The following is a 25,772-nucleotide window of genomic DNA, read 5'->3' on the forward strand; positions in this document are numbered from 1 at the left end:
ACGCCGCGGGAATCCCGCGGCGTCCTGCTTTGATTACTTGCGGGCGTTATATGCCTGAATGCCCAGAGCCAGCAGGTCCATGGCCCGCTCCAGGTCGGCCTGCTTGAGCACATAGGCGATACGGATTTCATCCCTGCCCTTGCCCGGCGTGCTGTAAAAGCCCTCGCCGGGGGCGAACATCACCGTGTCCCCATGGTCCTCAAACTCCTCCAGCAGCCAGGTCTGGAAGGTCTCTGCATCGTCCACCGGCAGTTTGGCCATGATATAGAAGGCACCCTCCGGGCATTTGCACACCACGCCGGGAATGTCCGCCAGCTTGCGCATCACCGTGTCCCGGCGCAGCTTGTACTCCTCACGGACCTTGGCGAAGTAGTCCGGGCCCACAGAGTAGAGCGCGGCCGCGCCCACCTGGTCCAGCGTGGCGGAGCAAAGGCGCCCCTGGCACCACTTCATCGCCTGGGCCATCAGGTCCTTGTTGCGGGACACCAACACACCGATCCGGGCGCCGCAGGCAGAGAACCGCTTGGACACGGAGTCCACCACCACCACATTTTCCGCCGCATCGTCAAACTCCGCCAAACTGGCCAGGGGCTGGCCGGCGTAGACGAACTCACGGTACACCTCGTCGCCGATGACAAAGAGGTTGTGGGCCTTGGCCACGTCCACGATCATGCGCATCTCGTCACGGCTGAGCACCACGCCGGTGGGGTTGCCGGGGTTCGTCACCATGATGGCCCGGGTGTGCTCATTGATGAGGGGCTCGATCTTTTCCCGGTCGGCGTAATGGTATCCCTCTTCCGCCGTGGTGGGAATGGGCCGGATGGAGGCGCCGGTCACCTTGACAAACGTATTGTAATTGGGATAGAAGGGCTCGGGGATCAGAATCTCATCCCCATCGTCCAAAATGCAGGCCAGCACCATCTCCAGCGCCTCGCTGCCGCCGGTGGTGGCCAAAATATCACCATTTTCCAGGGGAATGTTCAGTTTTCCATAGTACTCCCGCACCGCGTCGATATACTCCGGTACGCCGGGGGAGGCGGCATAGGCCAGAACAGGCTGTTCAAAGTGTTTCACAGCGTCAAAAAACGCCTTGGGCGTCTCAATGTCAGGCTGGCCGATGTTCAGATGATAGATTTTGCGGCCCTTTTTCTCCGCCGCTACCGCGTAGGGGTGAAACTTGCGCATGGGGGAGAGTCCGCATTTTAGGATTTTGCTTGAAAACTTCATGGAAAAACCTCCTAATCTATTCTGCTTGCCACCTTTTTCATTGTAACACACTCTTTTCCCTTGTCAACTGAATTTGGCTTTATGTAGACTAAATTCCACCTCAAATGACAAGTGCTGGATGAGAGGCCAAACGGGCGCGCCCCGGGAAAGGGCACGCCCGTTTTTTTAGTCTTCTTCTTCCCCGCACTCCGGCAGTTCGCCGCTGGAACGCATCTGCATCTCCTGCCACTGGTCCTTGGTAATCAGCAGCTGCCGGGGCTTGGAGCCTTCGAACGGCCCCACGATTCCCCGCTCCTCCATTTGGTCCACCAGCCGGGCGGCCCGGGAATAACCTAACTTCAGCCGGCGCTGGAGCATGGAGACTGAAGCCTGTCCCGTTTCCAGCACCACGTCCACAGCGGCTGGCAGCAGCTCGTCGCCCTCCTCCTCGCCTCCGGCGGAACCCTGGGCGGAGGCGGAGCCTTTGCCGCCCTTCTCCCGCTCCTGCATGGATTCCTCGATCTTGCGGATCACGTCCTGGTCGTAGTCGGCGTCGCCGCTCTGCTTGACAAACTCCACCACCTGCTCGATCTCCTCCGGGGAGATGAAGCAGCCCTGGATGCGCTGGGGCTTTCCTGCGCCCAGGGGCGCATAGAGCATGTCGCCCCGGCCCACCAGCTTCTCCGCGCCCTGGGTGTCCAGGATGATCCGGGACTCCAGGGAGGACGCCACGGCAAAGGCGATCCGGGAGGGGATGTTGGCCTTCATCAATCCGGTGATCACGTCGGCGGAGGGCCGCTGGGTGGCGATGACCAGGTGCATTCCGGCGGCGCGGCCCATCTGGGCCACCCGGCAGATGGATTCCTCCACCTCCTTGGCCGCCACCAGCATCAAGTCGGCCAGCTCATCGATCACCACCACCACCGTGGGCAGGGTGTGCAGGTCCTCGCTCTTCCTGGCCAGGGCATTGTAGCCGGCCAAGTCCTTGATGCCATTCTCTGAAAAGAGCTTATAGCGCTTCATCATCTCGAACACCGCCCACTGCAGCGCTCCGGCAGCCTTTTTGGGGTCCGTCACCACCGGGATCAGCAGGTGGGGGATGCCGTTGTAGGGTGCCAGCTCCACCATCTTGGGATCCACCATGATGAAGCGGACCTCGTCGGGCGTGGACTTATAGAGCAGGCTCACGATCAGGGAGTTAGTGCACACGGACTTGCCGGAGCCCGTGGTGCCGGCGATCAGGACGTGGGGCAGCTTGGCGATGTTGCCCACAATGTTGTTGCCGCCGATGTCCTTGCCCACCGCAAAGGCCACGTTGGACTTGTGTCCCACAAACTCCGCCGACTCGATCACGTCCCGGATGAGCACGCTGGACACCTGCTTGTTGGGCACTTCGATGCCCACCACGGAAATCTTGTCCGGGATGGGGGCGATGCGGACGCCGCTGGCCCCCAGGGCCAGGGCAATGTCATCGGCCAGGCCGGTGAGCTTGGAGAGCTTGACACCCTGGTCCAAAACGAACTCATACCGGGTCACAGACGGGCCGTGCACCACATCCCCGGCCTTTGCCACCACGCCGAAGCTGCTGAGCGTCTCCGCCAGGCGGCGGGAGTTGTTGCGCAGCTCGGCGCCCACCTCCGTGAAGTTCTCCTCGTGGTTTTGATGCAGCAGCGTGATGGGCGGGTATTGGTAGTCGCTCTTCTCCTCCGCCATCTGGCTGGCAATCTCCTGAGAGACCTCCTGGGTGGCGGCGGCCACCTCCTCCGAGGTCAGTTTCTTGCTCTCCGCCTTGGGCGGCGGGGCTGCGGGCTCCGGTGCCGGCTCCGCCGCCGCTCCCAGGTCCGCCGGTTCCGGAAGCGGCGGAGCAGGCTGCTTCATCGGCGGCTCCGGAGACAGCCCCTCGTCCTTTTGCAGCACCTGGTCCGGGGTCTTGATCTGATCGCTCTTGTGGCGGAAAAAGCCGGAGAAGGATGAGGGCTTTTTCTCCTGCTCTTCATCCAGGGGGATGTCGATGCTGGGCCGCCCGATCCGCCTGGGACGCTCCTCTCCGGCCGGGCGGGGCGGCAGTTCCTCCTCCAGTTCATATTCGAGGCGCTGACGGCTGCGGGCCTTTTCAATGACCGCCCCAACGCTCAGATGGAACGCGGCCAGAAGCAGCAGCACAAGCACCACCAGGAATAAAACAATGGAGACGATTTTGCTGAACGCGGTGATGGAAAGCACCGCCAGCATGCCGGAGACGGCTCCGCCGCTCTTGAGCGCGATGCCGGAACTCCACAGCCCCTTCAAAAGCCCGGAGGCGGAGAGCTGATAGGCGGTGCGGCAAAAGAACATGTGGCCCAGCGCACCGGCCGCCAGCGGCAGTAGCAGCGTGCAGGCGGTGCGCAGCCGCACCGGGCGGCCGCGGTGGCTCAGCAGCACCACTCCGGCCAGCCCCAGCGCAGGCGCGGCCAGATAATAGCCGTAGCCAAAGAGGCCCCGGATCAGCTTTGCCATCCAGTCAAGCACAATGGCCTGCACGTTGAAGTAACTGACCAGCACGCACAGGCACAGCAGCAGGCAGACGCCTCCTCCCACCTCCCGGCGGATGGGGCGCTTTTCCGGCTGCTTTTTCCTTTTGGATGAATTGGATTTGGTTTTCTTTGCGGGTGTTGCCACTGGATCGTCCCCCCTGTGTATAATTGAAGCGGCGCGTGCGCCTATGGATCAGTGCAGAATGGTCAGCAGCAGGGTAATCGCGCCTGCCGCCCAGCAGTAATATGCAAAAAATCCGAACCGGCCCTTGTCCGCGATCATGCGGATCAGCCGGATGCAGAGATATCCCGAAACCGCGGCAGCTGCAATGCCCACCAGATAGACCGGAACCTGGCTCCAGTCGATCCCCGCCTGCACTGCGTCCGCCATATCCAGGATATTGGCACCCAATACGGCGGGAATGGAAAGCAGGAAGGAAAAGCGGACGGCAAACCGCCGGTCAAAGCCCAAAAAGGTGCCGGTGCAGATGGTCATTCCGGAGCGGGAAATTCCGGGGCAGGTGGCAATGGCCTGGCCAACGCCCACCAGGACGGCGTCTAACATGGTGGCGGTCTTCTCTGTCTTGCGTCCCTTCTTCACTCGGTCGCTCAAAAAGAGCAGCACGCCGGTGACCAGAAGGGCGCAGCCGATGAACGCCGTGTTGTAATAAAGCCCCTCCACCAGGTCTTTGATGGGCAGAATGGCAAACAGCGGCAGCGTGCCCACAACGATCAGCAGAATCATCCGCCGGGCAGGCGGCGTGTGGGGCGTGGTGCGGTGGTGGATCAGATCCCCAATGGCGGAGAAAAACTCCCGCACCATATCCACAATGTCACTCCAATACGCCACAAACACCGCTGCCAGGGTGCCCAGATGCAGCAGCACGTCAAAAAACACATGTTCCTCGCCCACTGCCTGGATGCCCAAAAGATTCTGGGCAATGGACAGGTGGCCGGAACTGGAGATGGGAAGGAACTCTGCAATTCCCTGGATCAGCCCCAACAAAAACGATGAAAACAGTGACAATGCACTCAACTCCTACTTTTTTCATGTAGATTTCAGTATATCATGCCCCGGCCGCGAATTCCAGTGGTATTTGAGATTCACCGCGCGGCATGGGCCGTCCCTTTTTGACGTCCAGCGTGAAAGGCGCTGCGGCCGATGGCCGCAGCGCCCCTGATTCTCAAATCAACCCAAGAAGCCGGGCCGGATTCTCCGCCGCCATGGTGCGCAGCGCATCCTCCCCAATGCCCTCTTTGCTCATCAGTTCACAGAAGAGATGCATCCCCTCCCCGGAGGACATGCGGCTCTTTTGGCCAAGATCGGAGGACATCACCGTATGCTCCGCGCCGACGCCCCGGATATAGGCGGCCACGTCCGCCGGCGTCAGGTGGTCGATGGGCATTAGGGCATAGCTCTGCTCCGCATAGACGCCGCCCAACGCCACCAGCTGCCGGATTTCCTCCACAGTCAGCCGGGTGGTCTCATAGGCCGGATGGGTCAGGATGACCTTCCGGACACCCAGGCTCTTAGCCAGGGGAACCAGGTGGAACACCTCCTCTTTTGAAAGATGCCCGGTGGCCAGGATGAGGTCATTGTCCGCAATGATCCTCAGAATCTCCCTCAGGGCCTCCTGTACGCCCCGCTCCATCACGGAGATCGGCGGGACCTTTTCCACCGGCGTGCCGGAGACAATCCCTCCCGTCCACTCCGGCGGCACGTCGTAGGCCTCGCCGTCGGAGCGCCGGATCGCGAGATGAGCGGCCGCGTGGACCGTGGGCATCCACACGACTTTCAACAGCTCCTGCCCATTGGCCCGCATCCCCAGCGAGCCCCGCAGTGCAAAGGGATTCAGCCCGCCCACATAGTGGTTCAGCACCACCGAGCCCCACACCGTTTCCAGGCCCCGGCTTCGCGCCATCTGGACAAAGGGCACGGTGGAGAAGTAATGGCTCTTCAGCACCGCGCCGGCCATGCCGCTTGCGTTGAGGTCTTCCCCGGCCTGGATGGCATCAAATTTTCTTGGGATGGCCTCCGGGCCTATGTGGAAGTGCAGATCAATGCAGCCGTTCATCAGACAGGTTCCTTTTCATCGTATTTCCGGTTGACTTCCTCCAAATAGCCGTGGAACTTCCGGATTGAAGCGTCCGAGGGCTTCGTCGTGCAGCTGCTCACCACAAAGAACACGATCAGGTTGCACACCAGCCCCCAAAAACCGCTGGAGAGCCCCAGAGGCGTGCGGATGGCCGGGACATATTGGGTGAGCGCCACTACGCTTACGCCCACAACCAGTCCGCTGAGCGCGCCCTGCCGGGAGGCGCCCTTCCAGTACAGCGCGCCGATGAGGGAGGGCAGGACCTGGAGGCAGCCACCCAGGGCAATGGTCACGATGGTGGTAATCAGGGCGCTTGTAAACTGGCTGAGCAGCAGCGCCGCCGCGCTGATGACCACGATGAAGGCCTTGCCCGCAAACAGCGCCTGCTTGTCACTGACCTCAGGCTTCATCCCCTTATAGAGGTCGATGGTGAAGATGGAGGAGGCCGAGTGGAGCTGGGAATCGGTAGAGGACATGGTGGCGGCCAGCGCGCCGGCCATCACCAGGCCCACCAGGACAGGGGACGCATACTGGGTGAGCATCATGGGGACCACCTGGTCCGCCCGCTCCAGGTTGGGCATGCAGACCACGCCGGAAAATGCGATCATCATAATGGGGACGTAGAAGAAGATGAGGTAGATCGGCGTGGTGACGGAGAGCCACTTCAGCGTCTTCGGGTTCTTGACCGCAAAGAACCGCTGGAAGGACGGAGGATAGATGGAGATGCCGAACAGGGAGATGAACGAGGTCATATAGGTTGGCCAGTATTCCATGGGCACCATGACCTTCTCCGGGAACTGGGTTGCCATGGTCTGCATCAGCCCTCCCCAGCTGAGTGTGCCGCTGGTCCGGATCAAAATGACGCCGCCCGCAATCCAGACCATGACGATCATCAAAACGCCCTGGATCGTGTCCGTCCACGCAACCGCCTTGAATCCGCCCAACAGGATGTAGCTGATGATCACCGCATAGAGAATCACGCAGCCCACCAGATAGGAGACGCGGCCCTCCGTGATGGTCTCAAAAATGATGCCGCCCGCCGCGATCTGGGACTGGAGGTAGGGGATCAGGAAAACCAGGCTCACAACCGCCACCAGATAACGCAGGGCCTTGCTTTCATAGTAGTCTCCAACCAGCTCTCCCTGGGTCATGTAGTTGTACTTCTGCCCCAGATACCAGGTGGGCCGGCCAATGATGTAAATCATCAGCGGGCTGACCACACAGGAGGTAAAGGTGGCAAAGAACTTAATACCGCCGGAGTACATCTGCCCGGCCGCCCCGATGAAGGCAAAGCTGCTGTGGAACGTGGCCACATAGGTGAAAAAGGCCACAAAGGCGCCTAACGAGCGGTTGCCCACAAAATAGTCCTGGAGCGTATTCTGGCCCTTTGTCCGGGTAAACACGCCCACACAGATGACCAGGGCACAGTACAGCGCCACAATCAGTAAAATAATCTGCCAATTTTCCATAGTAATCCCTCCTCAGTCCCGCATCACTTTCCAGGCCAGCAGCACGCCCGCCAAGATCAGCAGGGAATACGCCGCCCAAAAATAGAACACACTGAAGGGAAACCCCAGGATAAACGGGGTCAGCTTGTTGGAGGCCCACGCCCCAATGGGGTAATTCACCATGGCAAAGGCCAGGAGCCAGATTAGAATGTAGATCCACCGGCAGGTCCGCTTTGACTTCATTTAGATTCCTCCTCTTTCATTTTGCAGCGGTCTCTTTTAACCGCTACCACACTAACACGCTAAATCATACAAGTTTTTTACGTAAAATGCAATGCACCATCTCACAAAAAATAGCGGATACAGGTTCCATTTCCTATAAAATCATACAAATCAGCAGTACTGAACCTCCTGTGGCTATGGGAGCCAGGGCCGAAACCTTTCAAAAACTCCCAGGTTGGATAGACGCACGCCCGCTATTCACGCGTGAGGAACCCCGCCCTCCTTCGATCCGTTACTCATAAAACGCCCTGACCCGTTCATAGTCATCCCGTTTTCGTGGAACCTCCGGAGTCTCCCCTGCGCATCTCTGGGGAACGGACTGAAACATACAGGGATTGACATTAAAATACAGGTTCTATATAATAAGGTACTGTTGGAGTTCGCCGATCCTTTCCGGTTCGGCGGCTCCGCTGTTTTTCAACCATGCCGGGACCGGCGGTCCACCTACGGCAAATCGGAACAAGAAAGAAAGGCGAATTCATGCAGCAAAACTCTGAAAATAAAATGGGCGTTCTGCCGGTGGGCAAACTGCTCTTTTCCATGGCCGTCCCCATGATGATCTCCATGTTGGTACAAGCCCTCTACAATGTGGTGGACAGCGTATTCGTGGCCAAGATCAGCCAGGACGCCCTGAACGCCGTGTCCCTGGCCTTTCCCCTGCAAAACCTGATGATCGCCATGGGCGGCGGCACCGCCGTGGGCATCAATGCCCTGCTGTCCCGCTCCCTGGGGGAAAAACGGCAGGATATGGCGGACAAGGCCGCCAACACGGGCATTTTCCTGGCGTTTTGCAGCTTTGTGGTGTTCGCCATTATCGGCCTGACCCTCTCCCGGCCCTTCTTCCTGGCTCAAATTAAAAATCCGGTGGTGGTGGAGTACGGCACCAGCTATGCCACCATCTGCCTGGGGCTGTCCATAGGACTGTTCAGCCAGTTCTGTTTCGAGCGGCTGCTCCAGTCCACCGGCCGCACCACCCTGGCCATGACCACGCAGCTGATCGGCGCCGTGATCAACCTTGCCCTGGACCCCATCTTGATTTTTGGCCTTTTCGGCGCACCTCGGATGGAGGTGGCCGGCGCGGCCGTAGCAACGGTGGCGGGCCAAATCGTGGCGGCCATCGCGGCCATTATCCTGAACCTCAAGTGCAACCCCGACATCCACATCCGCCTCCGGGAAATCCGGTGGGACCGCCGCATCGCGGGGGAAATCTACCGGGTGGGCCTGCCCTCCATCGTCATGCAGTCCATTGGCTCTATCATGACTTTCGGCCTGAATAAAATCCTGGTCTCCTTTACGGAGGCCGCCACAGCCGTGTTCGGCGCCTACTTCAAGCTGCAGAGCTTTATCTTTATGCCGGTCTTCGGCCTCAACAACGGCATGGTGCCCATCATCTCCTACAACTATGGCGCCGCCCGGCTGGACCGGGTGAAAAAGACCATCAAGCTCACCATCATCACTGCAATCTGCGTGATGACCACCGGGTTCGCCGTTTTCCAGCTGATGCCCCGGACACTTCTCTCCTTTTTCAGCGCCTCGGATGAAATGTACGCCATCGGCACGGTGGCCCTGCGGATCATCAGCATCCACTTTCCCGTGGCCGGCTTCTGCATCATCGCCGGCTCCGTGTTCCAAGCCATCGGCAACCCCTTTCACAGCCTCATCAACTCCGTGTGCCGCCAGCTTTTGGTGCTTCTGCCGGTTGCCTGGCTGCTGGCCCAGACGGGACGGCTGGAGCTGGTTTGGTTCTCCTTCCTCATTGCCGAACTGGCCTCCCTGACCCTCAGCTCCTACTTTATGAAACGCACCATGCGCCGCGTGGCCGAAGAGATTGGGACTGGGGAAGAACCCTCAGAATAGCAAAAAGCGGAACCGTACGGTTCCGCTTTTTTCATATGAAATACTCAGCGCTCCAAGAGGAAGCGGCTCACGCTCTCCATAGCCGCCCCGGCCCGCTTCATGGGGAACATCTGGAACACGTGCCACATGTCCTCATAGACCTCCAGCCGGCACCTTACGTGGGCCTGCTCCATGGCGTCCCGGAGCCGCAGGGAATCGGAATACAGGATTTCGTGGCCGCCCACCTGGATCAGCGTGGGCGGGAATCCCTCAAACTGTCCGAACAGCGGGGAGAGATAGGGGGAACGCAGGTCCTTTCCCCGGGCGTAGGCGGTGCAGACTGCCTCAATATACTCCACGGTCAGCATCGGATCGATCTCCGCCCGCTCCCGGTAGGATTCCCCGCTCATGGTCATGTCCGTCCAGGGCGACATCAGCACCAGGGCACCGGGCGTCCGCCGTCCAACGGACCGCAGCCAGTGACACAGCACCAATCCCAGATTGCCCCCCGCGGAGTCTCCGGCCACCACCACGTCCCTGGCCCCATAGCCCATGAGCATCAGGTGGTCCCATGCCCGCAGGGCATCCTCCACCGCCGCCGGATACGGATGCTCCGGTGCCAGGCGGTATTCAAAGCTCAGCACATCGTACCCCGTGACATTGGCCAGCTTTGCCGACAGCACCCGCGAATAACCTAAGTTTCCGCTGGTGTAACCGCCGCCGTGGCAGTAGAGGATCACATGCCGGTCACCGTGGGGGCACTTGAGCCGGGTCCAGGCGGCGTTCATCCCATCCAGGGAAAACTCCTCCCAGTCCATTCCCACCATGGGCGCGGCCAGCCGTCCCAGAATCTCCTGATTGCGCCGCTGGCGCTCCAGCTCCTCCGGGTCCATGGTCTCCGGCGCTCCGGCGCTGTGCAGGGCCTTGAGGGCCAGCATCAGCGGGTCCAGCCGCTTTCGCTCCGCCTGAGAGGATTTCTTTTTCTCCATGGGGCCTCCTTTGTTGTCGTTCATTGTGATTACTCCGGGAACGGATCATCTTTTTGGGGGCCAAATCAGATCCCCCCTTGTCCATTTAGGGTATGATAGCATGGATGGGTGAAAAAAGGAAGCGGCTTTTTCTTGCAGGCACATGGGCATTGTGCTAAAATAACCGAACAGTGAGTAAGCGCCGCAGGGACGGCGGATACAAGGAGGAGAGCGCGCCATGGCGGGACAGGCAAAAAAATGGTACCGGCTGGACAGCGCCGGAATCCTCTACTCAGCCCTCCAGCGGGAGGAATACTCCGCCATCTACCGCTTTTCCGCCGTGATGACCGCCCCGGTGGACCCGGACGCGCTCCAGCGGGCCATCGACGCCGTGATGCCCCGCTTCCCCACCTTTGCCGTGCGCATCCGCCGTGGGCTTTTCTGGTACTATCTGGAGCCCAACAGCGCTCCGGGCCCCTTTTTGAAGGAGGATGTGTCCGATCCCTGCCAGCCTGTCCGCTTCCGGGAGGACAACGGCTGGCTGGTGCGCTTTTACTACTACCGCAGCCGCATCTCCATCGAGGTATTCCATGCCCTGTCCGACGGATCCGGCGCTCTGGTGTTCTTCCGCACCCTGCTGGCGGAATACCTGCGGCAGCTGGGGCACCGGATTCCCTGCGGCGATGGCGTGCTGGACCTGAATGCGCCCCCCGACGCCGGGGAGCTGGAGGATGCCTATGCCCGCTATGCCGGGCCCCGGGCCAACGGGCTGCGCCTGCTCCCCAAGGCCTATGGTGCCACCGGGACCGCGGAGCCCTTCTACACCTTCCATGTCACCATGGGCTTTGTCCCCCTGGACGCGCTGAAGGAAAAGGCCAGGCAGTATGGGGCCTCGGTGACGGAGTATCTGGCCGCGGTGCTGATCTCTGTGCTTCTGGAAAAGCAGCGCCGGGAACACCCCTATCGGGAAAAGCCGGTGGCCCTGGCCATCCCCATCGACCTGCGCTCCTACTTCCCCACCCGGACGCTAAGGAACTTCATCACCACCATCCGCCCCTTCATCGACCCCGGATACGGGGATTATACGTTTCCTGAGATCGTCTCCCAGGTCCGCCACTATATGAAGCTGCACATCAACCGCCAGGAACTGCGCTCCGCGTTCACGGCCAATGTGCGCTTCACCCAAAACCCGTTTCTCCAGATCATTCCCGTTTTCCTGAAAAACCCCATCATGGCCCTGAACTACCGGCTGATCGGCGTGCGGCCCTATTCCGCCACCTTTACCAATCCCGGGGCGTTCCGGGTGCCGGACTCCATGGCCCCCCACATCCGCTGTATGGAGGTCATCCTGGGCCAGGCCACCGTCCCACGCTGCCACTGCGCCTCCATCAGCTATGGCAACACCATGGAGATTACCTTCGCCGGCACCCAGGTGGAGACGGACACGGAGCGGGACTTTTTCCGCTTCCTGGTCCGCGAGGGGCTGCATGTGCGGGTGGAGAGCAACCGTTGAAAGGAGTTCATCTATGCCCTATTGTGTCAACTGCGGTGTGGAGATGAATCCCGGCGCCCAGGCCTGTCCCCTCTGTCAGACTCCGGCCTGGCATCCGGAGCAGGATGAACCGTCCTACTTCCCCACGACCCCCGCTCAGGTCACTCCCGCTTCCAAGCGGGCCTTGGCGGCGCTGCTCAGCTCCATGCTGGGCTCCGTCAGCCTGTGCTGCGGCCTTTTAAACCTCGTTTTGAAGCCGGGGCACCCCTGGTCGCTGTATGTCATCGGCGCCGCGCTCATGCTGTGGGTCTGGTTTGTCTTGCCGCTTTTGTCCCGGCGCCTGCCCATCTTCTTCCGCCTCAGCGCCGATGTGGCGGCGGTTGGCGTCTATGTCTATCTCATCTCCCTTGGCACCGATGGTCAGGAGTGGTTTTTCCACCTGGCGCTGCCCATCCTGGGGATCCTCTGCGCCGACGTATTTTTACTCAGCTTTCTCCTCCAGGGCCATCGCCGCTCCATGCTCTCCAGCATGGCGCTCACCATTGCCGCCATCGGGCTTTTTGTGCTGGGCCTGGAATTCTGCATCGACCGCTATCTCCACAGCCTGTGGCATCCCACCTGGTCGCTGGTGGTGGCGGTGGCCTGCATCGCGCTGATCGTGCCGCTGCGCATTGTCCGGCGGGTCCCCTCCCTGCGGGAGGAAGCCCGGCGCCGGTTCCACATGTAGCGCCGTGGAGTACTGGGTTTACATGCTCCGCTGTGCCGACGGCTCACTTTACACCGGCTATACCAACGACGTGGACCGGCGCGTTGCCGTACACAACAGCGGCCGGGGCGCCAAATACACCAGGAGCCGCCGCCCGGTGAGCGTGGTCTACCGGGAACGCTGCGCCGACCGCTCCTCCGCCCTGCGGCGGGAGGCCGCCGTCAAGCAGCTGACCCATGCACAAAAGGAACGGCTCCTGTCGGCGCCGGACGCGGAAGCTCAGCGGCAATAGCGCTCTACTTCACAGGAGAACCGCGATACCGCCACGCCTGATTCGGCCGTGGTCCGGCATTTGCGCTCCCAAGCTGCTTGAAATGGAAAAAGGACGCGGTATGCCGATGCATACCGCGTCCTCTCTTTTTCTCACGCCGCCTCAGGGATCAAGGTGGAAAACACCTGATGGGTCATCCCAAGGATATACTGCACATCCGTCTGAAGGCTGCGCATTCCCTCCATGTAGCGCTCATGAGCCGCGCGAATGGCCTCCATGGCGCTCTCTTCCTCCCGGTTCATCTCATTCTCCGCCCGGCGGGAGAGGGCCAGGGTGATCTTGAAGATGCGCTGGAGCTGCATCTCATAGAGCCGGTGTTCATGGATACTCTTGTCGAAGGTCTCATTGTGCGCATAGGTAAAGGCGTCGGAGGTGTAGTGGATCAGCTTGCCCAGACGGTAGTAGTCCAGCATCCTCCACTGCTCCCGCGCCTCCAGCAGCCGCGCCATACGGCTCATACAGCGCTCTGCATTCCGGTAATTGTGTCCCCGAAGCCTTTGGGCTCTCCGGGAGCCCTTCAGATATGTAAACGGATTGCTGTCCGGTTGGGTGCAGCCGAACAAAAAAGCCTTTTGATAGCGGTAGGCAGGCAGACCCTTCATCTGCTCCATCAGATAGTTACCCAGGATACGATGGCTCTCACGCTTCATAGCTTCCCTCGCTTTGATAAAATTTAGCCTCTCCGGCCAGTCTGGGGCCAGTATACTACACCGGTTTTGAAAAGTACAGCCCTTTTCAAAAGATTTCACAAAATCGACGCAAACTATCTTTTTTCTTGTGTCTTTGTAAGGAAATGTGATACAATACCTCCAGTGAAATGAAATTCTGTTCAAAGGAGTTCCGCCATGCATTATTCCGGCAGTGTTTACCGTCCCCCCAGCGAGGCCTACAGCTTGATCGTCCAGGTGACCTTGGGCTGCAGCCACAACAAATGTGCATTTTGCAACATGTATAAAGACAAACCCTTCAGCATCTGCCCCATCGACCAGGTGATGGAGGATCTTTCTTGGGCCAGGAATGCCTATCCCCGCATTGAGCGCGTTTTTCTGGCTGATGGCGACGCCCTGATCCTGCCCACGGAGCATCTGCTGCGCATCCTTCACTATATTCGGGAGCACTACCCGGAGTGCCAGCGGGTGGCGGTATACGCCAGCCCAAAGAGCGTTTTGAAAAAGACGCCTGAGGAGCTGCGCACCCTTCATGAGGCAGGCCTGGGCATTGCCTATCTGGGGCTGGAGACCGGCAATGAGGCCCTTTTGAAAAAGATTAACAAAGGTGTCACTGTGGCCCAGCAGGTAGAGGCCGGGCAAAAGCTGAAGGCGGCCGGCATTACGCTGTCCGTCACTGCCATCAACGGGCTTTCCGGCACGGTGGGCTGGGAAGACCATGCGGTGGATACGGCAAAGGCGCTGAACGCCATGTGCCCGGACTTCATTGCCCTGCTGACCCTGCGCATCTACACCGGAACCCCCATGGCCCAGTGGGTGGAGGAGGGAAGCCTGAGCGTTCCCTCCCCCATGGAGCTGATCCGGGAGTCCAAACTGCTGTTGGAGCACCTGGACTGCCCCGGCGCCGTCTTCCGCTCCAACCATGCCAGCAACTACCTGGTGCTGGCAGGGACGCTGAACCGGGACCGTGAGCGCCTGATCCGGGAGTGCGGCGAGGCGCTGCGCGGTGAGGCCCCCATCCGCACCTTTGTGGAGTTGGGCCGCTGAGTCTTTACAATTTGCTTACGGCAGAGGGCCGCAGGAACATCCTGCGGCCCTCTGCCTATTTTAAGAGAAAGGATGGACGATTACTTTGCCACGTTTTCCGCAAAGCGCATCAGGATCATAGAGACCTGCGCACGGGTGGCGTTGCCCTTGGGATTGATGGTGGTCGCGGTGGTGCCCTGCACCAGTCCCGCGGCGTTGGCCCACTTCACTGCCGGCACCGCGTAAGCGGCAATGGAACCGGCATCGGTAAAGGCGGACAGGTCAGCAGTTGCGCTGACGTCGTAGCCCTTCAGATCGGCGTAGCGGTACAAAATGGCCGCCATCTGCTCGCGGGTCACGTTCTGATTGGGCGCAAAGGTGGTGGCGGTAAAGCCATTGACTACACCGTTTGCAACCGCCCAGGTCACGGCATCCTCGCAGTAGCTGCCCTTGGCCACATCGGTGAAGGGGCACTGACCCGTCACGGCGGGAGAGCCCGCCATACGGTAGAGGACCGTCACCAGCATGCCGCGGGTCAGCGTGGCATTGGGACTGAAGGTGGTGTCCGTGGTGCCCTTGAGCAGGCCGTTTTCATAGGCATACTCCACACCATCCAGATACCAGGCGTTCTCCGGCACATCGGTGAAGGGCACGGAGCCGTCCTGTTTGGCAAAGGAGGCAGTAATGGTCTGGTTGGCGGTGATGTTCTTGATGGTGTAGGAGCCCACAGCGCCCACACTCTTGCCGTTCACCAGCACATCCGCGATGCGATAGCCCTCGTTGGCGGTGATGGTGAAGGTCTTGGAATTGCCGCGGTTTACACTGACCTTGCCGCTGGGGCTGATGGTGCCTCCATTACCAGCGGAAGCGGTGACGGTGTAAGTGGTGGCAGCAGTAGATCCACCGCCACCGCCTCCGGAGGAAATGTACGTCCATTTGGCATAAAGCGTGATATTTTCAGTCACAGGCTTGGTGAAATCATAGGGAGTCTTCAGCGTGGAGTCCGCATACCAGCCGTCAAAGCGGTAATTGGAACGGGTGGGATTGGCGGGCTTGGCGGCAGTGGCGCCGCCGGTAACGCTCTGAGTCTCCACCGCGCTGCCGCCGTTGCTCTCAAACCGGACCGCATTGCCGCCGAAGAGGTCTTTGAGAATCTCAGCGGGCTTCTTGGATGCGTATCCCTCGGGATCGGTCAGTCCTGCACCGGTCAGATCCCAGCTGAACTTGCCGGCTGTGTTATAGTATACTCTGGTATATCCATTAAAACTCTTGAGCACTGCGTCATACCGCTCGCTCCACTTGGGATAGAATGCCTTCATATAGAAGCTGGCCAGTTGGTATGCCTCGCAGTTCTCATTCGGTCCGATGGCGCTAATCTGCACGCCGCCTCCGCTCTCGCCGGCCTTGCTGTCGGAGGGGGTGGAGTGCAGGAACACGATGGAGCCGTCATCACAGGTGCCCAGGCAGATCCACACATGCCCGTTCATGGAGAAGATGTCGCCTACCTTAAACTCGCTGTCATCAAAGACGCGCCGGCCATCTCCATCGTCGTCTTTCCATTCACTCCCATCGGGGTTCAGCAGCACCTTACCCATATCCATAGTGCCCCAGCCTTTGTCTTTAAAGGCTCCGGCCATACCGGTGGCACCCTGGACATAGCCGTCGCTCTCAGACACGGTGGCGCTCTCGGTGTTCATCACATTGTACACCGCCCAGCCCACATAGCCGGAGCAGTCGATGCCGGCATAGTAGTACTGGTTCCAGGCTTCATGGGGATAGTAGCTGTGGGCGTGATCGGCACTATTCTTGAAGCTGTAGTTTGCATCCTGGGCCTGGAAGAAATCCACCCAGGACTGGGACAGACCGATGGTCATGGCCTGGTTGGAGGAATTCACATCCTGCCAATCCCAGGTGCCGCCGTAGACATAGAGGGCCGTGCCCACAGGCTCCATAGCCGTGGCCAGGAAGTTTTTCAGCGTCTTCCGTCCGGGGACGCCTCTGACAGGAGCCGTGTAGTCTTCCGCCACAAAGGTGATGTAGATGCTCTTGGCCACGTCGCCGTCCTTGACGACCTTCACGGAATCGCCCACTGCGACCGTATCGGGCGCAACCTCAGAGCCGCCGGCCTGGCTGGTGATCTTCCAGGTCTTGGTGGAACCGTTCGTGGTCAGTACGGTTTCGCCCACCGTGATGGAGCTTTCATCCACGGTATTCACCGTACCCATCACCACGTTGGCGCTGTCCTTATCCAGCATCGTTGCGGCGGTGACTTTGCCGTCTTCCACGGTGATGTCGTAGATGTAGCCCTCCTGGAGGGTATTCTCGATGGCATAGGTGCTGCCGTCGTTGGCAACTTTGTACGTCTTGGTCTCGCCGTTTACGCTGAAGTTGTGGTCGAACGTTGCCTTATCGGTTTTTGTAACAGTACCGTAGCCTTTAACGCCCAGATAAACCGCTTCCTCTGTGGTTGACTCAGTACCGCCGAAGATATCTTCCAGAATCTCAGCGGGGGTCATATCGGCATAGCCCTCGGGGTCGGAGAGCACATTCTCCAGGTCCCAGCTGAACTTGCCGGCGCTGGCACTGGAGGCAATGGCCGTGTAGTTGCTGTAATCGCGCAAAATCGCGTCATAGCGCTCACTCCACTCAGGATAATAGGTGGTCATGTAGTAACTGGCCAGCTCATAGGCCTCGCAGTTCTTTCCCGTGTCGCTGGGGTTCAGGGCGCTGATCTGCACACCGCCGCCGCTCTCGCCGGCCTTGCTGTCGGAAGGGGTGGAGTGCAGGAATACGATGGAGCCGTCGTCACAAACGCCCAGGCAGATCCACACATGCCCGCTCATGGAGAAGATGTCGCCCACCTTGAATCCATCGGCCGTGCTTCTTTCCCAAGTGCCATAGTGATAGGTTTCATCAAAGGTTTTCGCCATCTTGGTGGAACTCATCACATAACCGTCGCTCTCGCCCTTGACGCTGCTCTCGGTATGCATCAGGTTGTATACCGCCCAGCCCACATAGCCGGAGCAGTCGGGACCGGCATAGTAGTACTGGTTCCAAGCTTCATGGGGATAGTAGCTGTGGGCGTGGTCGGCACTGTTCTTGTAGCTGTAGTTTGCATCCTGGGACTGGAAGAAGTCCACCCAGGACTGGGGCAGGCCGATGGTCATGGCCTGGTTGGAAGACGTGTCGTCCTGCCAATCCCAGGTGCCGCCGTAGACATAGAGGGCCGTGCCCACAGGCTCCATAGCCGTGGCCAGGAAGTTTTTCAGCGTCTTCCGTCCGGGGACGCCTCTGACAGGAGCCGTGTAGTCTTCCGCCACAAAGGTGATGTAGATGCTCTTGGCCGCGCCGCCGTCCTTGACGACCTTTACGGAATCGCCCACTGCGACCGTATCGGGCGCAACCTCAGAGCCGCCGGCCTGGCTGGTGATCTTCCAGGTCTTGGTGGAACCGTTCGTGGTCAGTACGGTTTCGCCCACCGTGATGGAGCTTCCATCCACGGCATTCACCGTACCCATCACCACAGAGTCATTTCCGCGATCCAGCATCGTTGCGGCGGTGACTTTACCGTCTTCCACGGTGATGTCGTAGATGTAGCCCTCCTGGAGGGTGTTCTCGATGGCATAGGTGCTGCCGTCGTTGGCAACTTTGTACGTCTTCGTCTCGCCGTTTACACTGAAGTTGTGGTCGAACGTTGCCTTATCGGCGCTTGTAACAGTGCCGTAGCTTTCAACGCCCAGATAAACCGCTTCCTCTGTGGTTGGCATAGCACTGCCGAAGAGGTCTTCCAGAATCTCAGCGGGGGTCATATCGGCATAGCCCTCGGGGTCGGAGAGCACATTCTCCAGGTCCCAGCTGAACTTGCCGGCTGTGTTATAGTATACTCTGGTATATCCATCAAAACTCTTGAGCACTGCGTCATACCGCTCGCTCCACTTGGGATAGAATGCCTTCATATAGAAGCTGGCCAGTTGGTATGCCTCGCAGTTCTCATTCGGTCCGATGGCGCTAATCTGCACGCCGCCTCCGCTCTTGCCGGCCTTGCTGTCGGAGGGGGTGGAGTGCAGGAACACAATGGATCCGTCATCACAGGTGCCCAGGCAGATCCACACATGCCCGTTCATGGAGAAGATGTCGCCTACCTTAAACTCGCTGTCATCAAAGACGCGCCGGCCATCTCCATCGTCGTCTTTCCATTCAGTCCCATCGGGGTTCAGCAGCACCTTACCCATATCCATAGTGCCCCAGCCTTTGTCTTTAAAGGCTCCGGCCATACCGGTGGCACCCTGGACATAGCCGTCACTCTCAGACACGGTGGCGCTCTCGGTGTTCATCACATTGTACACCGCCCAGCCCACATAGCCGGAGCAGTCGATGCCGGCATAGTAGTACTGGTTCCAGGCTTCATGGGGATAGTAGCTGTGGGCGTGGTCGGCATTGTTCTTGTAGCTGTAGTTTGCATCCTGGGACTGGAAGAAATCCACCCAGGACTGGGACAGGCCGATGGTCATGGCCTGGTTGGAGGAATTCACATCCTGCCAATCCCAGGTGCCGCCGTAGACATAGAGGGCTGTGCCCACGGGCTCCATGGCCGTCGCCAGGAAGTTCTTCAGCGTCTTCACGCCAGGCTCACCGCTGACGGGAGCGGTATAGTCTTCCGCCACGAAGGTGATGTAGATGCTCTTGGCCACGTCGCCGTCCTTGACGACCTTCACGGAATCGCCCACTGCGACCGTATCGGGCGCAACCTCAGAGCCGCCGGCCTGGCTGGTGATCTTCCAGGTCTTGGTGGAACCGTCCATGGTCAGCGCGGTTTCGCCCACCGTGATGGAGCTTTCATCCACGGCATTCACCGTCCCCATCACCACGTTGGCGCTGTCCTTATCCAGCATCGTTGCGGCGGTGACTTTACCGTCTTCCACGGTGATGTCGTAGATGTAGCCCTCCTGGAGGGTATTCTCGATGGCATAGGTGCTGCCGTCGTTGGCAACTTTGTACGTCTTGGTCTCGCCGTTTACGCTGAAGTTGTGGTCGAACGTTGCCTTATCGGCGCTTGTAACAGTGCCGTAGCTTTCAACGCCCAGATAAACCGCTTCCTCTGAAACCGGCCCGGTTTCTTCAGCGGATGCAGGAACAATGAAGGAACACAGAAGGCACAGTGCGAGGAACAGCGCGCAGGTCCTTTTTTTCATATTACGTCCCTTTCTTTTCAATTATTCCATTTCAACTCTTTCATCAAGATAACTACTGTCGCAGGGCTTCCCTCAATATTGCAGGTACTCATGCAATTCCATCCACCGGTATTACAGAGGTCTTTGTGCTCTATTTCCAATAGAGCACAAATTAGGGGCCCCTAATTTGATTTTTTAATATCCGGTTTTCCGTCAGCTACTGCCGAGCCTGACACTTAAAGCTCCACATACTCCAGAACCTCTTTGGTGCGCTCGAACTCGTCGTAGCGCAGCCCCCGGTCCCCGGTCTCCATTTCACCCAGTTGGTTGTCGTAGGGGTCGGCGCGCCAATGGTCCTTCGGCACGTCAAAATCCCCCTCGAACTGGGTATTGGCCACCATGCGGTAGGGGTCCAGGTGGCCGAAATAGTACTTCCTCCGCTCCTCGTTGCCCTCCCGGACGGCGCCGCCTCCGAAAGAAGGGTCGGCATACAGCCACCCGTAAGGCGCCACGTAAAACTGGGCCCAGTCGTGAGCGCCGCAGAAGCCCGGCTCCGCCTTCCATCCGCTCTGCCAGCGGGCGGGAATCCCCGCGCAGCGGCACAGCGTGATGAACAGCAGCGCCTGTACGCCGCAGTCACCGATGCGGTTGCGGGCACACATCTCCGGGATGTTCTCCAGCCCAAAATAGGCCCTCATAAAGGAGTACTTCACATTCAGCGTAATAAAGTCGTAGAAGCGTCTGGCCTTTTCCAGCGGCTCCTCTACCCCGTCGGTCAGCGTCCGCACCAGCTCCTTGATGTAGGGGGTGAACATGACGTGAGGCGGAATCTCCTCTGTGTCAAACTTCGGCTGCTCCGGCGCGCTGACCGGCTGGGAGATATCCACATACCGGGCAGTCTGCACATAGGAGAACTCCACGGAAAATTCGTGATTTTCGTCCATGACCTCCTCCCAGAAGACCACCCGCTGAGGTGCCGTCTCCGGGGAGATGTGGGTGGGCCGCGGAAAGACCTGCTCGATCTGGATTTCACTCTGGGAATCACACGCACAGGGCAGCGGAAGGTATGCCCGGACCCGCTCTCCCTTCCGGAAGCATTCGTCCTTCATCCGCACGCTGGCCCGGCAGCGGATACGGGCCGACATCCGGCCGTTTTCCCGCATCAGCCGGGCTGCCCGGTCCAGCCGCCCTTCGCCGCCGTCCTGTCCGTCGGCGCCGGCCACCACCACATTGGCGCGCTTGGCAAAGGCGGCGTCCGTCTTGCACAGCGTCTCAAAAAAGCGGTTGAAATAGCGGGGCACGCCGTGGTCATAGATCCAGTCGATCTTCCAAGCGTCCTCCAGGGCGTCAAACTCCTCTTCGGTGAACTCCGGGATGTGCTCCCGTACCAGTGACAGCGCCTCCGCCTTGGTATAGGGATAGTCGCTGGGCAGGCGGCGGATGATCTCCCGCTGCACTGTCAGGCATTTTTTCAGCGCCTCCGGTGTATTTTCCGCCTCCAGATGGCGGTCGATGGCGCTGATGGCGCCCTCAAAATCGCCGTGGAGCTTGCGGCGCAGCACATCGTCCGGAAGGCCGATATGCAGGTATCGAAAATTGTCGTTTATGCTCATAATTGCTCCTTACTTGTCGAATTTGGGTAGAAGTATCCCCCACCCGTTTTGGGCAGGTGAGGGATACTCATAGGCTTCAAACTGCGGCAGCTATGCCAGCATATGTAGGATTGCACCCATGCCGAGGCCAAGGAAGTTGCCCACAGCCGCGCCTAACACGCCCATCAGGACGCCGATGCCGGCATAGGACTCATGATATGCAACCGCAATGATCGGCGCCGAGGCGCTGCCGCCGATGTTTGCAACAGACGCGGTGGACACCATGCACAGATCCCAATGGAACACCTTGGACAGCAGGAACATCAGCACCACATGGATCAACAGGATGAACATGCCGTAGACGATCCACATGGGAGCGGAGACCAGGTCGGCCAGGGTTGCCATGGAGGCCAGCAGGGAGACGACAGCGTACAGGTAGACACTGGACAGCTCTTCCACTGCGGGCAGCTTGCCCAGCGGGGTCATCGCGCAGATCAGGCCCAAAACGGTGACGAACACGGTGGTGCAGGTGCCCTTGTCGAACATGCCCAGGCCAATGTTGGTCAGGCCGGTCTTCATGGCGGCGCCGATCCACTGGGAGGCGGCGGAGACCAGCAGGGACAGGCCGATCAGGAAAATCCAGTCGGCAGCCTTGGCGTGCTGCTTTTCCTTGGCGACCTCAGCGTTGGCCGCGTCAGCCACGGCCTGGAGCTTGGAGGTGTCGGCCTTCACAGCGCCGTCCCACTTCTTGGAGTAGCGGACAGCTAACAGCAGCAGCGCGATCCAGACGGAATAGCAGACCGTATCCAGGGCAAGGGCGCAGCCGTAGGCGCCGGGGTCCACGGGCAGGGCGTCCTGCATGGCGGCCATGTTGGCACTGCCGCCGACCCAGGAAGCATACAGGGCAGCGGTGGCGCCCCAGGTGTCGGCGCCCAACATGCCCTTAAAGATGGGATAGCCGATGATGAAGCCGATGCCGATGGTCACGGAGCAGCCCAGGAAGATGGAGATCATCCGCCCGGACAACTTGGCCAGCTTGCGGAAATCGCAGCGCAGCAGCATGACGAAAATCATGGCGTACAGCAGGTTATTCTTCAGCGCTCCATAGGCTGCGGAGCACTCCTCGGAGTCGAACATGCCAACAGTGCAGAGGATCATGTTGATGACGTAAATCCAAACCAGAGGAGGAACTACATTAAATACCTTCCATTTAGCGTATTTCTCCAGGGCAAGCAGGCCGCCGGCCAGGAACATCAATACCGCAATGTAAGTAAAGCCGCTTGTAATCATATTTCTCTCCCTTTCACATGTTTTTTGTTGCAGGCGTTTTTTCTGCCACTCTTCATTCTCTCTGTAAACGCCCTGTGTCAACGCCATCCCCTTGGGGTGGCGTTCTCATCCCATTGGCTCTCCCTCCTTTTCCCCGAATTCAGTTGATTGATGGGCGCTTGCCCAGGTTCACAAAACTCAGTCCAGATACCGGATGCCCTCAATGCCCTGGATGCCCAGGCCGGGCTCGCTGGAGACGGTGATCTCCTTTTCGTTGAACACCGCGCCGCCCTGGACCGGGTCCTCGCTGCACAGCACCGGGCCGTCCAGGTCGATCTTGGTGATGACCTGCTTGGCACAGGCCAGATGTACGGCCGCGTTGACGCTGACCTTTGCCTCCAGCATGCATCCGACCATGCACTCCACGCCGTAGACTTCGGCGGCGGAGGCGATCTTCAGCGCGTTGTAGAGTCCGCCGCACTTCATCAGCTTGATGTTCACCAAGTCTGCGGCGCCCATCTGCATGATCTTCACCGCGTCCTCCGGGGAGAACACGCTCTCGTCGGCCATGACCGGCACATAGGAGCGCTCCGTCACATATTTGAGGCCTTCAAAGTCGTGGGCCTTGACTGGCTGCTCCACGAACTCAATGTCCAGGCCCTTCTCCTGCATCTGGTTGAGGAGCTTGACCGCCTGCTTTGGCGTCCAGGCAGTGTTGGCGTCGATGCGGATGCATGCTTTGTCCCCGATGGCCTTGCGGACCGCCATCAGCCGGGCCACGTCCAGCTCGGGGCTGACGCCCACCTTGATCTTCAGGCAGTCATACCCCCGCTCGATGGCGTTGATGGCGTCCCTGGCCATCTCCTCAGGATCGTTGACGCTGATGGTGATATCGGTGACGATCTTATTGCGGCTGCCGCCCAAAAGCTTGTAAACCGGCACATGGTACAGCTGGCCGTACAGGTCCCACAAGGCCATGTCCGCCGCCGCCTTGGCGCTGGTATTTTTCACGATGCATTTGTTGAGAGCCCTCATCACGTCCTCAAAATCGTCCACATCCCGGCCCACCAGGGTTTTGATGATGTGGTCCTGAAGGGCGCCGATGATTCCGCCGGTGGTGTCGCCGGTAATCGCTCCCGTGGGGGGCGCCTCGCCGTAGCCCACGGCGCTGGTGTCGATGTGGATCTCCACGATCACGTCCTCCACACTCGAAACGGAGCGCAGTGCCGTCTTAAACGGCACACGCAGGGGTACGGAGATCATGCCCAAACGGATTTCTGTAATTTTCATTGCGATTCCTCCTCTTTCCCTTTATTTTGCCAACTCGTACAGTGCCTGTGCGATAATCTGCGCGTTCTTCATCAGCTTCTCCACCTCGATGAACTCGTCGGGCTTGTGCTCGCGCACCTCGTCACCGGGGAAGATGGGGCCAAAGGCCACGATGTTGGGGATGGCCTTGGCGTATGTACCGCCGCCGATGCTCTTGGGCCTGGCCTCCAGGCCCGTTTCCCGGGTATAGACCTTCAGCAGCGCCTGGATGAGCTCACTGTCCTCGGGCACATAGAGGCTCTTTTTATGGCTTTGACCCGTCAACTGGAAGCCGGCCTCCTCAAAGGCCCTGCGGAGCACCGGATCGCAGTCCTCCAGCCGTTTTGTCACGGGATAGCGGTAGTTGATCCGGAGGTTCAGCTCCTCTTCCCCGCCCTCGATGGTGCCTAAGTTCAAAGTCAGCCCTCCGGAGACCTCGTCGTAGAGAGCGATTCCCAAAGAGGCTCCGTCGGTTTCCATACCCACTTTCACGGCCAGGAATTCCACCGCCTCCTTCAGACCGCCTTCCAACGGGAGCTTTCTGAGCGTCTGCATCAGCCGGCCGATGGCGTTTTCCCCCTGCTCGGGCGTGCTGCCGTGGGCGCCCACGCCCGCCGCTTCGATCCGCACGCCTTCTTTTGTGAGGGTGCAGGCAACCTTTTCCGGTGCGGTGCGCCGCAGCTCTTCCGCCATCTCACGGGGACAGCGCAGCTCTGCCGAAGCCGCCGCGGGCACCACATTGGGCGCCGAACCCCCGCTGAGCCGCATCAGGCGCACCGGCCCACTCTGGGTGTACTGCTTGCGGAAAGCTACATTGACAATGCCCTTTTCCCCGTTGATGACCGGATACTCGCCATCCGGGGTAAAGCCCATCAGCGGCAGCTCGCCGCCGTGGCCCAGGTAGTATTTCATATCGGCGCTGCCCGTCTCCTCATTGGTGCCGAACATCAGCCGGATCCGGCGCCGCAGGGGAAGTCCGGATTCCTTCAGCGCTTTCATGGCATAGAGGGCGGCAAAGACCGGGCCCTTGTCGTCCATCGTTCCCCGTCCCCAGATTTTTCCGTCCCGGATTTCCCCGCCAAAGGGATCCACCGACCAGCCGTCCCCCTCGGGAACCACATCCAGATGGCCTAAGACGGCGATCATTTCCTCACCGCTTCCATATTCGCACCAACCCACCTGGTGATCCATGTCGCTGGTTTCAAAGCCGCACCGCCGCGCCGTGGCCAAGGCGTGTTCCAGGCTTCGCTGCACACCTTCCCCGTAAGGGAAGCCGCTGTCGTCATGCTCCTCCACGCTGCGAATCCGGACACTTTCCTGTAGGCTTTTGAGCAGCTCTTCCTGCTGTTGCGTCACCGCATCCCGCAGTTCCATTCTTGACCCTCCCTATTCCTTCCAAAAAAACAAAATACCCAGCAAAGGCCAGGCAGATAGGGTCCCGGCCTTTGCTGGGTTTCATCATGTTCATTGATATATTGGGAAATATATCACACAAAATGAAGCAGCATTGATTCAGTTCAGTTTTTCTTTTACCATGATGTACCGCTTGTTGGCATCCTTCAGTGCCGCAATCACCGCGCGGGTGGAGGAACCGTAATACCGGCGGGTAACCTCCTCTTCCAACAGGTCATAATCCCGTTCCAAAGAGCGGCCCACACAGATCTTTCTGAGAAACTTCTCTGTCAGATCCAGCGTATGGGTACAGTCCATATTCAGGATTTCCCCACTTCCAAGCTCCACTTCCAAAGCGATAAAAAAGGCGCCGTAGACCTTGGTAATTGCATTGTCGATATTGGTTCTGGACTCTCCAGTCACATACACCGTCTCACGATGCTCCATACTCATTGCCTCGCAGTTGCC

Annotated in this window: 19 protein-coding genes; 5 read left to right on the plus strand and 14 right to left on the minus strand. The window is 59.4% G+C overall.

The features are described from left to right. Positions 1–33: 33 nt before the first annotated feature. From H8790_RS08825 to H8790_RS08850, 6 genes are all read right to left on the minus strand, one after another. Entirely contained in the window at positions 34–1,227 is a 1,194-nt protein-coding gene (locus H8790_RS08825; protein WP_187332174.1) for a pyridoxal phosphate-dependent aminotransferase, read from the minus strand. 165 nt (positions 1,228–1,392) lie between these two features. After that, complete coding sequence (locus H8790_RS08830; RefSeq protein ID WP_243208469.1) at positions 1,393–3,864, minus strand: DNA translocase FtsK; 2,472 nt, start codon at positions 3,862–3,864, stop codon at positions 1,393–1,395. Between the two features lie 48 nt (positions 3,865–3,912). Continuing rightward, positions 3,913–4,746: an undecaprenyl-diphosphate phosphatase gene (locus H8790_RS08835; RefSeq protein ID WP_187332175.1), complete on the minus strand. Its 834-nt coding sequence runs from the start codon at positions 4,744–4,746 to the stop codon at positions 3,913–3,915. Positions 4,747–4,903: 157 nt separating this feature from the next. Continuing rightward, positions 4,904–5,794 carry a DUF6282 family protein gene (locus H8790_RS08840; protein WP_187332176.1) on the minus strand — a complete coding sequence of 297 codons (891 nt, stop codon included), beginning with the start codon at positions 5,792–5,794 and terminating at the stop codon, positions 4,904–4,906. Further along, on the minus strand, positions 5,794–7,284 hold the full coding sequence (locus H8790_RS08845) for a sodium:solute symporter family protein (protein ID WP_187332177.1): 1,491 nt from the start codon (positions 7,282–7,284) through the stop codon (positions 5,794–5,796). Before H8790_RS08845 ends, H8790_RS08840 begins: the two co-directional genes overlap by 1 nt. Positions 7,285–7,296: 12 nt before the next feature. After that, on the minus strand, positions 7,297–7,506 hold the full coding sequence (locus H8790_RS08850) for a hypothetical protein (protein WP_187332178.1): 210 nt from the start codon (positions 7,504–7,506) through the stop codon (positions 7,297–7,299). A gap of 519 nt (positions 7,507–8,025) precedes the next feature. Between H8790_RS08850 and H8790_RS08855 the strand changes: the two genes are divergently transcribed. Further along, positions 8,026–9,402 carry an MATE family efflux transporter gene (locus H8790_RS08855; RefSeq protein WP_187332179.1) on the plus strand — a complete coding sequence of 459 codons (1,377 nt, stop codon included), beginning with the start codon at positions 8,026–8,028 and terminating at the stop codon, positions 9,400–9,402. Between the two features lie 44 nt (positions 9,403–9,446). Here the strand turns inward: H8790_RS08855 and H8790_RS08860 are convergent, their stop codons facing one another. Then, positions 9,447–10,370: an alpha/beta hydrolase gene (locus tag H8790_RS08860; protein ID WP_243208470.1), complete on the minus strand. Its 924-nt coding sequence runs from the start codon at positions 10,368–10,370 to the stop codon at positions 9,447–9,449. Between the two features lie 217 nt (positions 10,371–10,587). Between H8790_RS08860 and H8790_RS08865 the strand changes: the two genes are divergently transcribed. From H8790_RS08865 to H8790_RS08875, 3 genes are read left to right on the plus strand one after another with little or no spacing between them, the layout of a single operon-like run. After that, entirely contained in the window at positions 10,588–11,862 is a 1,275-nt protein-coding gene (locus tag H8790_RS08865) for a condensation domain-containing protein (protein ID WP_187332181.1), read from the plus strand. A 13-nt stretch (positions 11,863–11,875) separates the two neighbouring features. Further along, the gene (locus H8790_RS08870) at positions 11,876–12,568 is read left to right on the plus strand and encodes a DUF6320 domain-containing protein (RefSeq protein ID WP_187332182.1); all 693 of its coding nucleotides are present in this window, start codon (positions 11,876–11,878) and stop codon (positions 12,566–12,568) included. Positions 12,569–12,572: 4 nt separating this feature from the next. Further along, entirely contained in the window at positions 12,573–12,839 is a 267-nt protein-coding gene (locus tag H8790_RS08875) for a GIY-YIG nuclease family protein (RefSeq protein ID WP_243208471.1), read from the plus strand. Positions 12,840–12,970: 131 nt separating this feature from the next. Here H8790_RS08875 and H8790_RS08880 read toward each other — a convergent pair whose 3' ends face one another. Further along, positions 12,971–13,528 carry a zinc dependent phospholipase C family protein gene (locus tag H8790_RS08880; protein ID WP_187332183.1) on the minus strand — a complete coding sequence of 186 codons (558 nt, stop codon included), beginning with the start codon at positions 13,526–13,528 and terminating at the stop codon, positions 12,971–12,973. Between the two features lie 195 nt (positions 13,529–13,723). Between H8790_RS08880 and H8790_RS08885 the strand changes: the two genes are divergently transcribed. Next, positions 13,724–14,593: a radical SAM protein gene (locus H8790_RS08885; RefSeq protein ID WP_187332184.1), complete on the plus strand. Its 870-nt coding sequence runs from the start codon at positions 13,724–13,726 to the stop codon at positions 14,591–14,593. 80 nt (positions 14,594–14,673) lie between these two features. Here H8790_RS08885 and H8790_RS08890 read toward each other — a convergent pair whose 3' ends face one another. From H8790_RS08890 to H8790_RS08915, 6 genes are all read right to left on the minus strand, one after another. Next, complete coding sequence (locus tag H8790_RS08890) at positions 14,674–19,764, minus strand: S-layer homology domain-containing protein (RefSeq protein WP_187332185.1); 5,091 nt, start codon at positions 19,762–19,764, stop codon at positions 14,674–14,676. Positions 19,765–19,979: 215 nt separating this feature from the next. Then, a complete protein-coding gene (locus tag H8790_RS08895; RefSeq protein ID WP_187332186.1) occupies positions 19,980–21,356 on the minus strand; it encodes a transglutaminase-like domain-containing protein in 1,377 nt (458 codons plus the stop codon). 90 nt (positions 21,357–21,446) lie between these two features. Then, positions 21,447–22,625: a DUF819 family protein gene (locus H8790_RS08900; protein WP_187332187.1), complete on the minus strand. Its 1,179-nt coding sequence runs from the start codon at positions 22,623–22,625 to the stop codon at positions 21,447–21,449. A 177-nt stretch (positions 22,626–22,802) separates the two neighbouring features. Then, on the minus strand, positions 22,803–23,894 hold the full coding sequence (locus H8790_RS08905) for a dipeptide epimerase (protein ID WP_187332188.1): 1,092 nt from the start codon (positions 23,892–23,894) through the stop codon (positions 22,803–22,805). A 21-nt stretch (positions 23,895–23,915) separates the two neighbouring features. After that, positions 23,916–25,286: a dipeptidase PepV gene (gene pepV / locus H8790_RS08910; protein WP_187332189.1), complete on the minus strand. Its 1,371-nt coding sequence runs from the start codon at positions 25,284–25,286 to the stop codon at positions 23,916–23,918. A gap of 138 nt (positions 25,287–25,424) precedes the next feature. Next, positions 25,425–25,751 (minus strand): DUF3870 domain-containing protein, encoded by a 327-nt coding sequence (locus H8790_RS08915; protein ID WP_187332190.1) that lies wholly within the window; start codon positions 25,749–25,751, stop codon positions 25,425–25,427. Between the last annotated feature and the right edge of the window lie 21 nt (positions 25,752–25,772).

Source organism: Oscillibacter hominis (assembly GCF_014334055.1).
Lineage (GTDB): Bacteria > Bacillota > Clostridia > Oscillospirales > Oscillospiraceae > Oscillibacter > Oscillibacter hominis.

What these genes read in the sequence shown, in the direction of transcription:
- H8790_RS08825 (WP_187332174.1), bottom strand. Translation starts at nt 1,227, where the DNA reads ATGAAGTTTTCAAGCAAAATCCTAAAATGCGGACTCTCCCCCATGCGC.
- H8790_RS08840 (WP_187332176.1), bottom strand. Translation starts at nt 5,794, where the DNA reads ATGAACGGCTGCATTGATCTGCACTTCCACATAGGCCCGGAGGCCATC.
- H8790_RS08845 (WP_187332177.1), bottom strand. Translation starts at nt 7,284, where the DNA reads ATGGAAAATTGGCAGATTATTTTACTGATTGTGGCGCTGTACTGTGCC.
- H8790_RS08850 (WP_187332178.1), bottom strand. Translation starts at nt 7,506, where the DNA reads ATGAAGTCAAAGCGGACCTGCCGGTGGATCTACATTCTAATCTGGCTC.
- H8790_RS08855 (WP_187332179.1), top strand. Translation starts at nt 8,026, where the DNA reads ATGCAGCAAAACTCTGAAAATAAAATGGGCGTTCTGCCGGTGGGCAAA.
- H8790_RS08860 (WP_243208470.1), bottom strand. Translation starts at nt 10,370, where the DNA reads ATGGAGAAAAAGAAATCCTCTCAGGCGGAGCGAAAGCGGCTGGACCCG.
- H8790_RS08865 (WP_187332181.1), top strand. Translation starts at nt 10,588, where the DNA reads ATGGCGGGACAGGCAAAAAAATGGTACCGGCTGGACAGCGCCGGAATC.
- H8790_RS08870 (WP_187332182.1), top strand. Translation starts at nt 11,876, where the DNA reads ATGCCCTATTGTGTCAACTGCGGTGTGGAGATGAATCCCGGCGCCCAG.
- H8790_RS08880 (WP_187332183.1), bottom strand. Translation starts at nt 13,528, where the DNA reads ATGAAGCGTGAGAGCCATCGTATCCTGGGTAACTATCTGATGGAGCAG.
- H8790_RS08885 (WP_187332184.1), top strand. Translation starts at nt 13,724, where the DNA reads ATGCATTATTCCGGCAGTGTTTACCGTCCCCCCAGCGAGGCCTACAGC.
- H8790_RS08890 (WP_187332185.1), bottom strand. Translation starts at nt 19,764, where the DNA reads ATGAAAAAAAGGACCTGCGCGCTGTTCCTCGCACTGTGCCTTCTGTGT.
- H8790_RS08895 (WP_187332186.1), bottom strand. Translation starts at nt 21,356, where the DNA reads ATGAGCATAAACGACAATTTTCGATACCTGCATATCGGCCTTCCGGAC.
- H8790_RS08900 (WP_187332187.1), bottom strand. Translation starts at nt 22,625, where the DNA reads ATGATTACAAGCGGCTTTACTTACATTGCGGTATTGATGTTCCTGGCC.
- H8790_RS08905 (WP_187332188.1), bottom strand. Translation starts at nt 23,894, where the DNA reads ATGAAAATTACAGAAATCCGTTTGGGCATGATCTCCGTACCCCTGCGT.
- pepV (WP_187332189.1), bottom strand. Translation starts at nt 25,286, where the DNA reads ATGGAACTGCGGGATGCGGTGACGCAACAGCAGGAAGAGCTGCTCAAA.
- H8790_RS08915 (WP_187332190.1), bottom strand. Translation starts at nt 25,751, where the DNA reads ATGGAGCATCGTGAGACGGTGTATGTGACTGGAGAGTCCAGAACCAAT.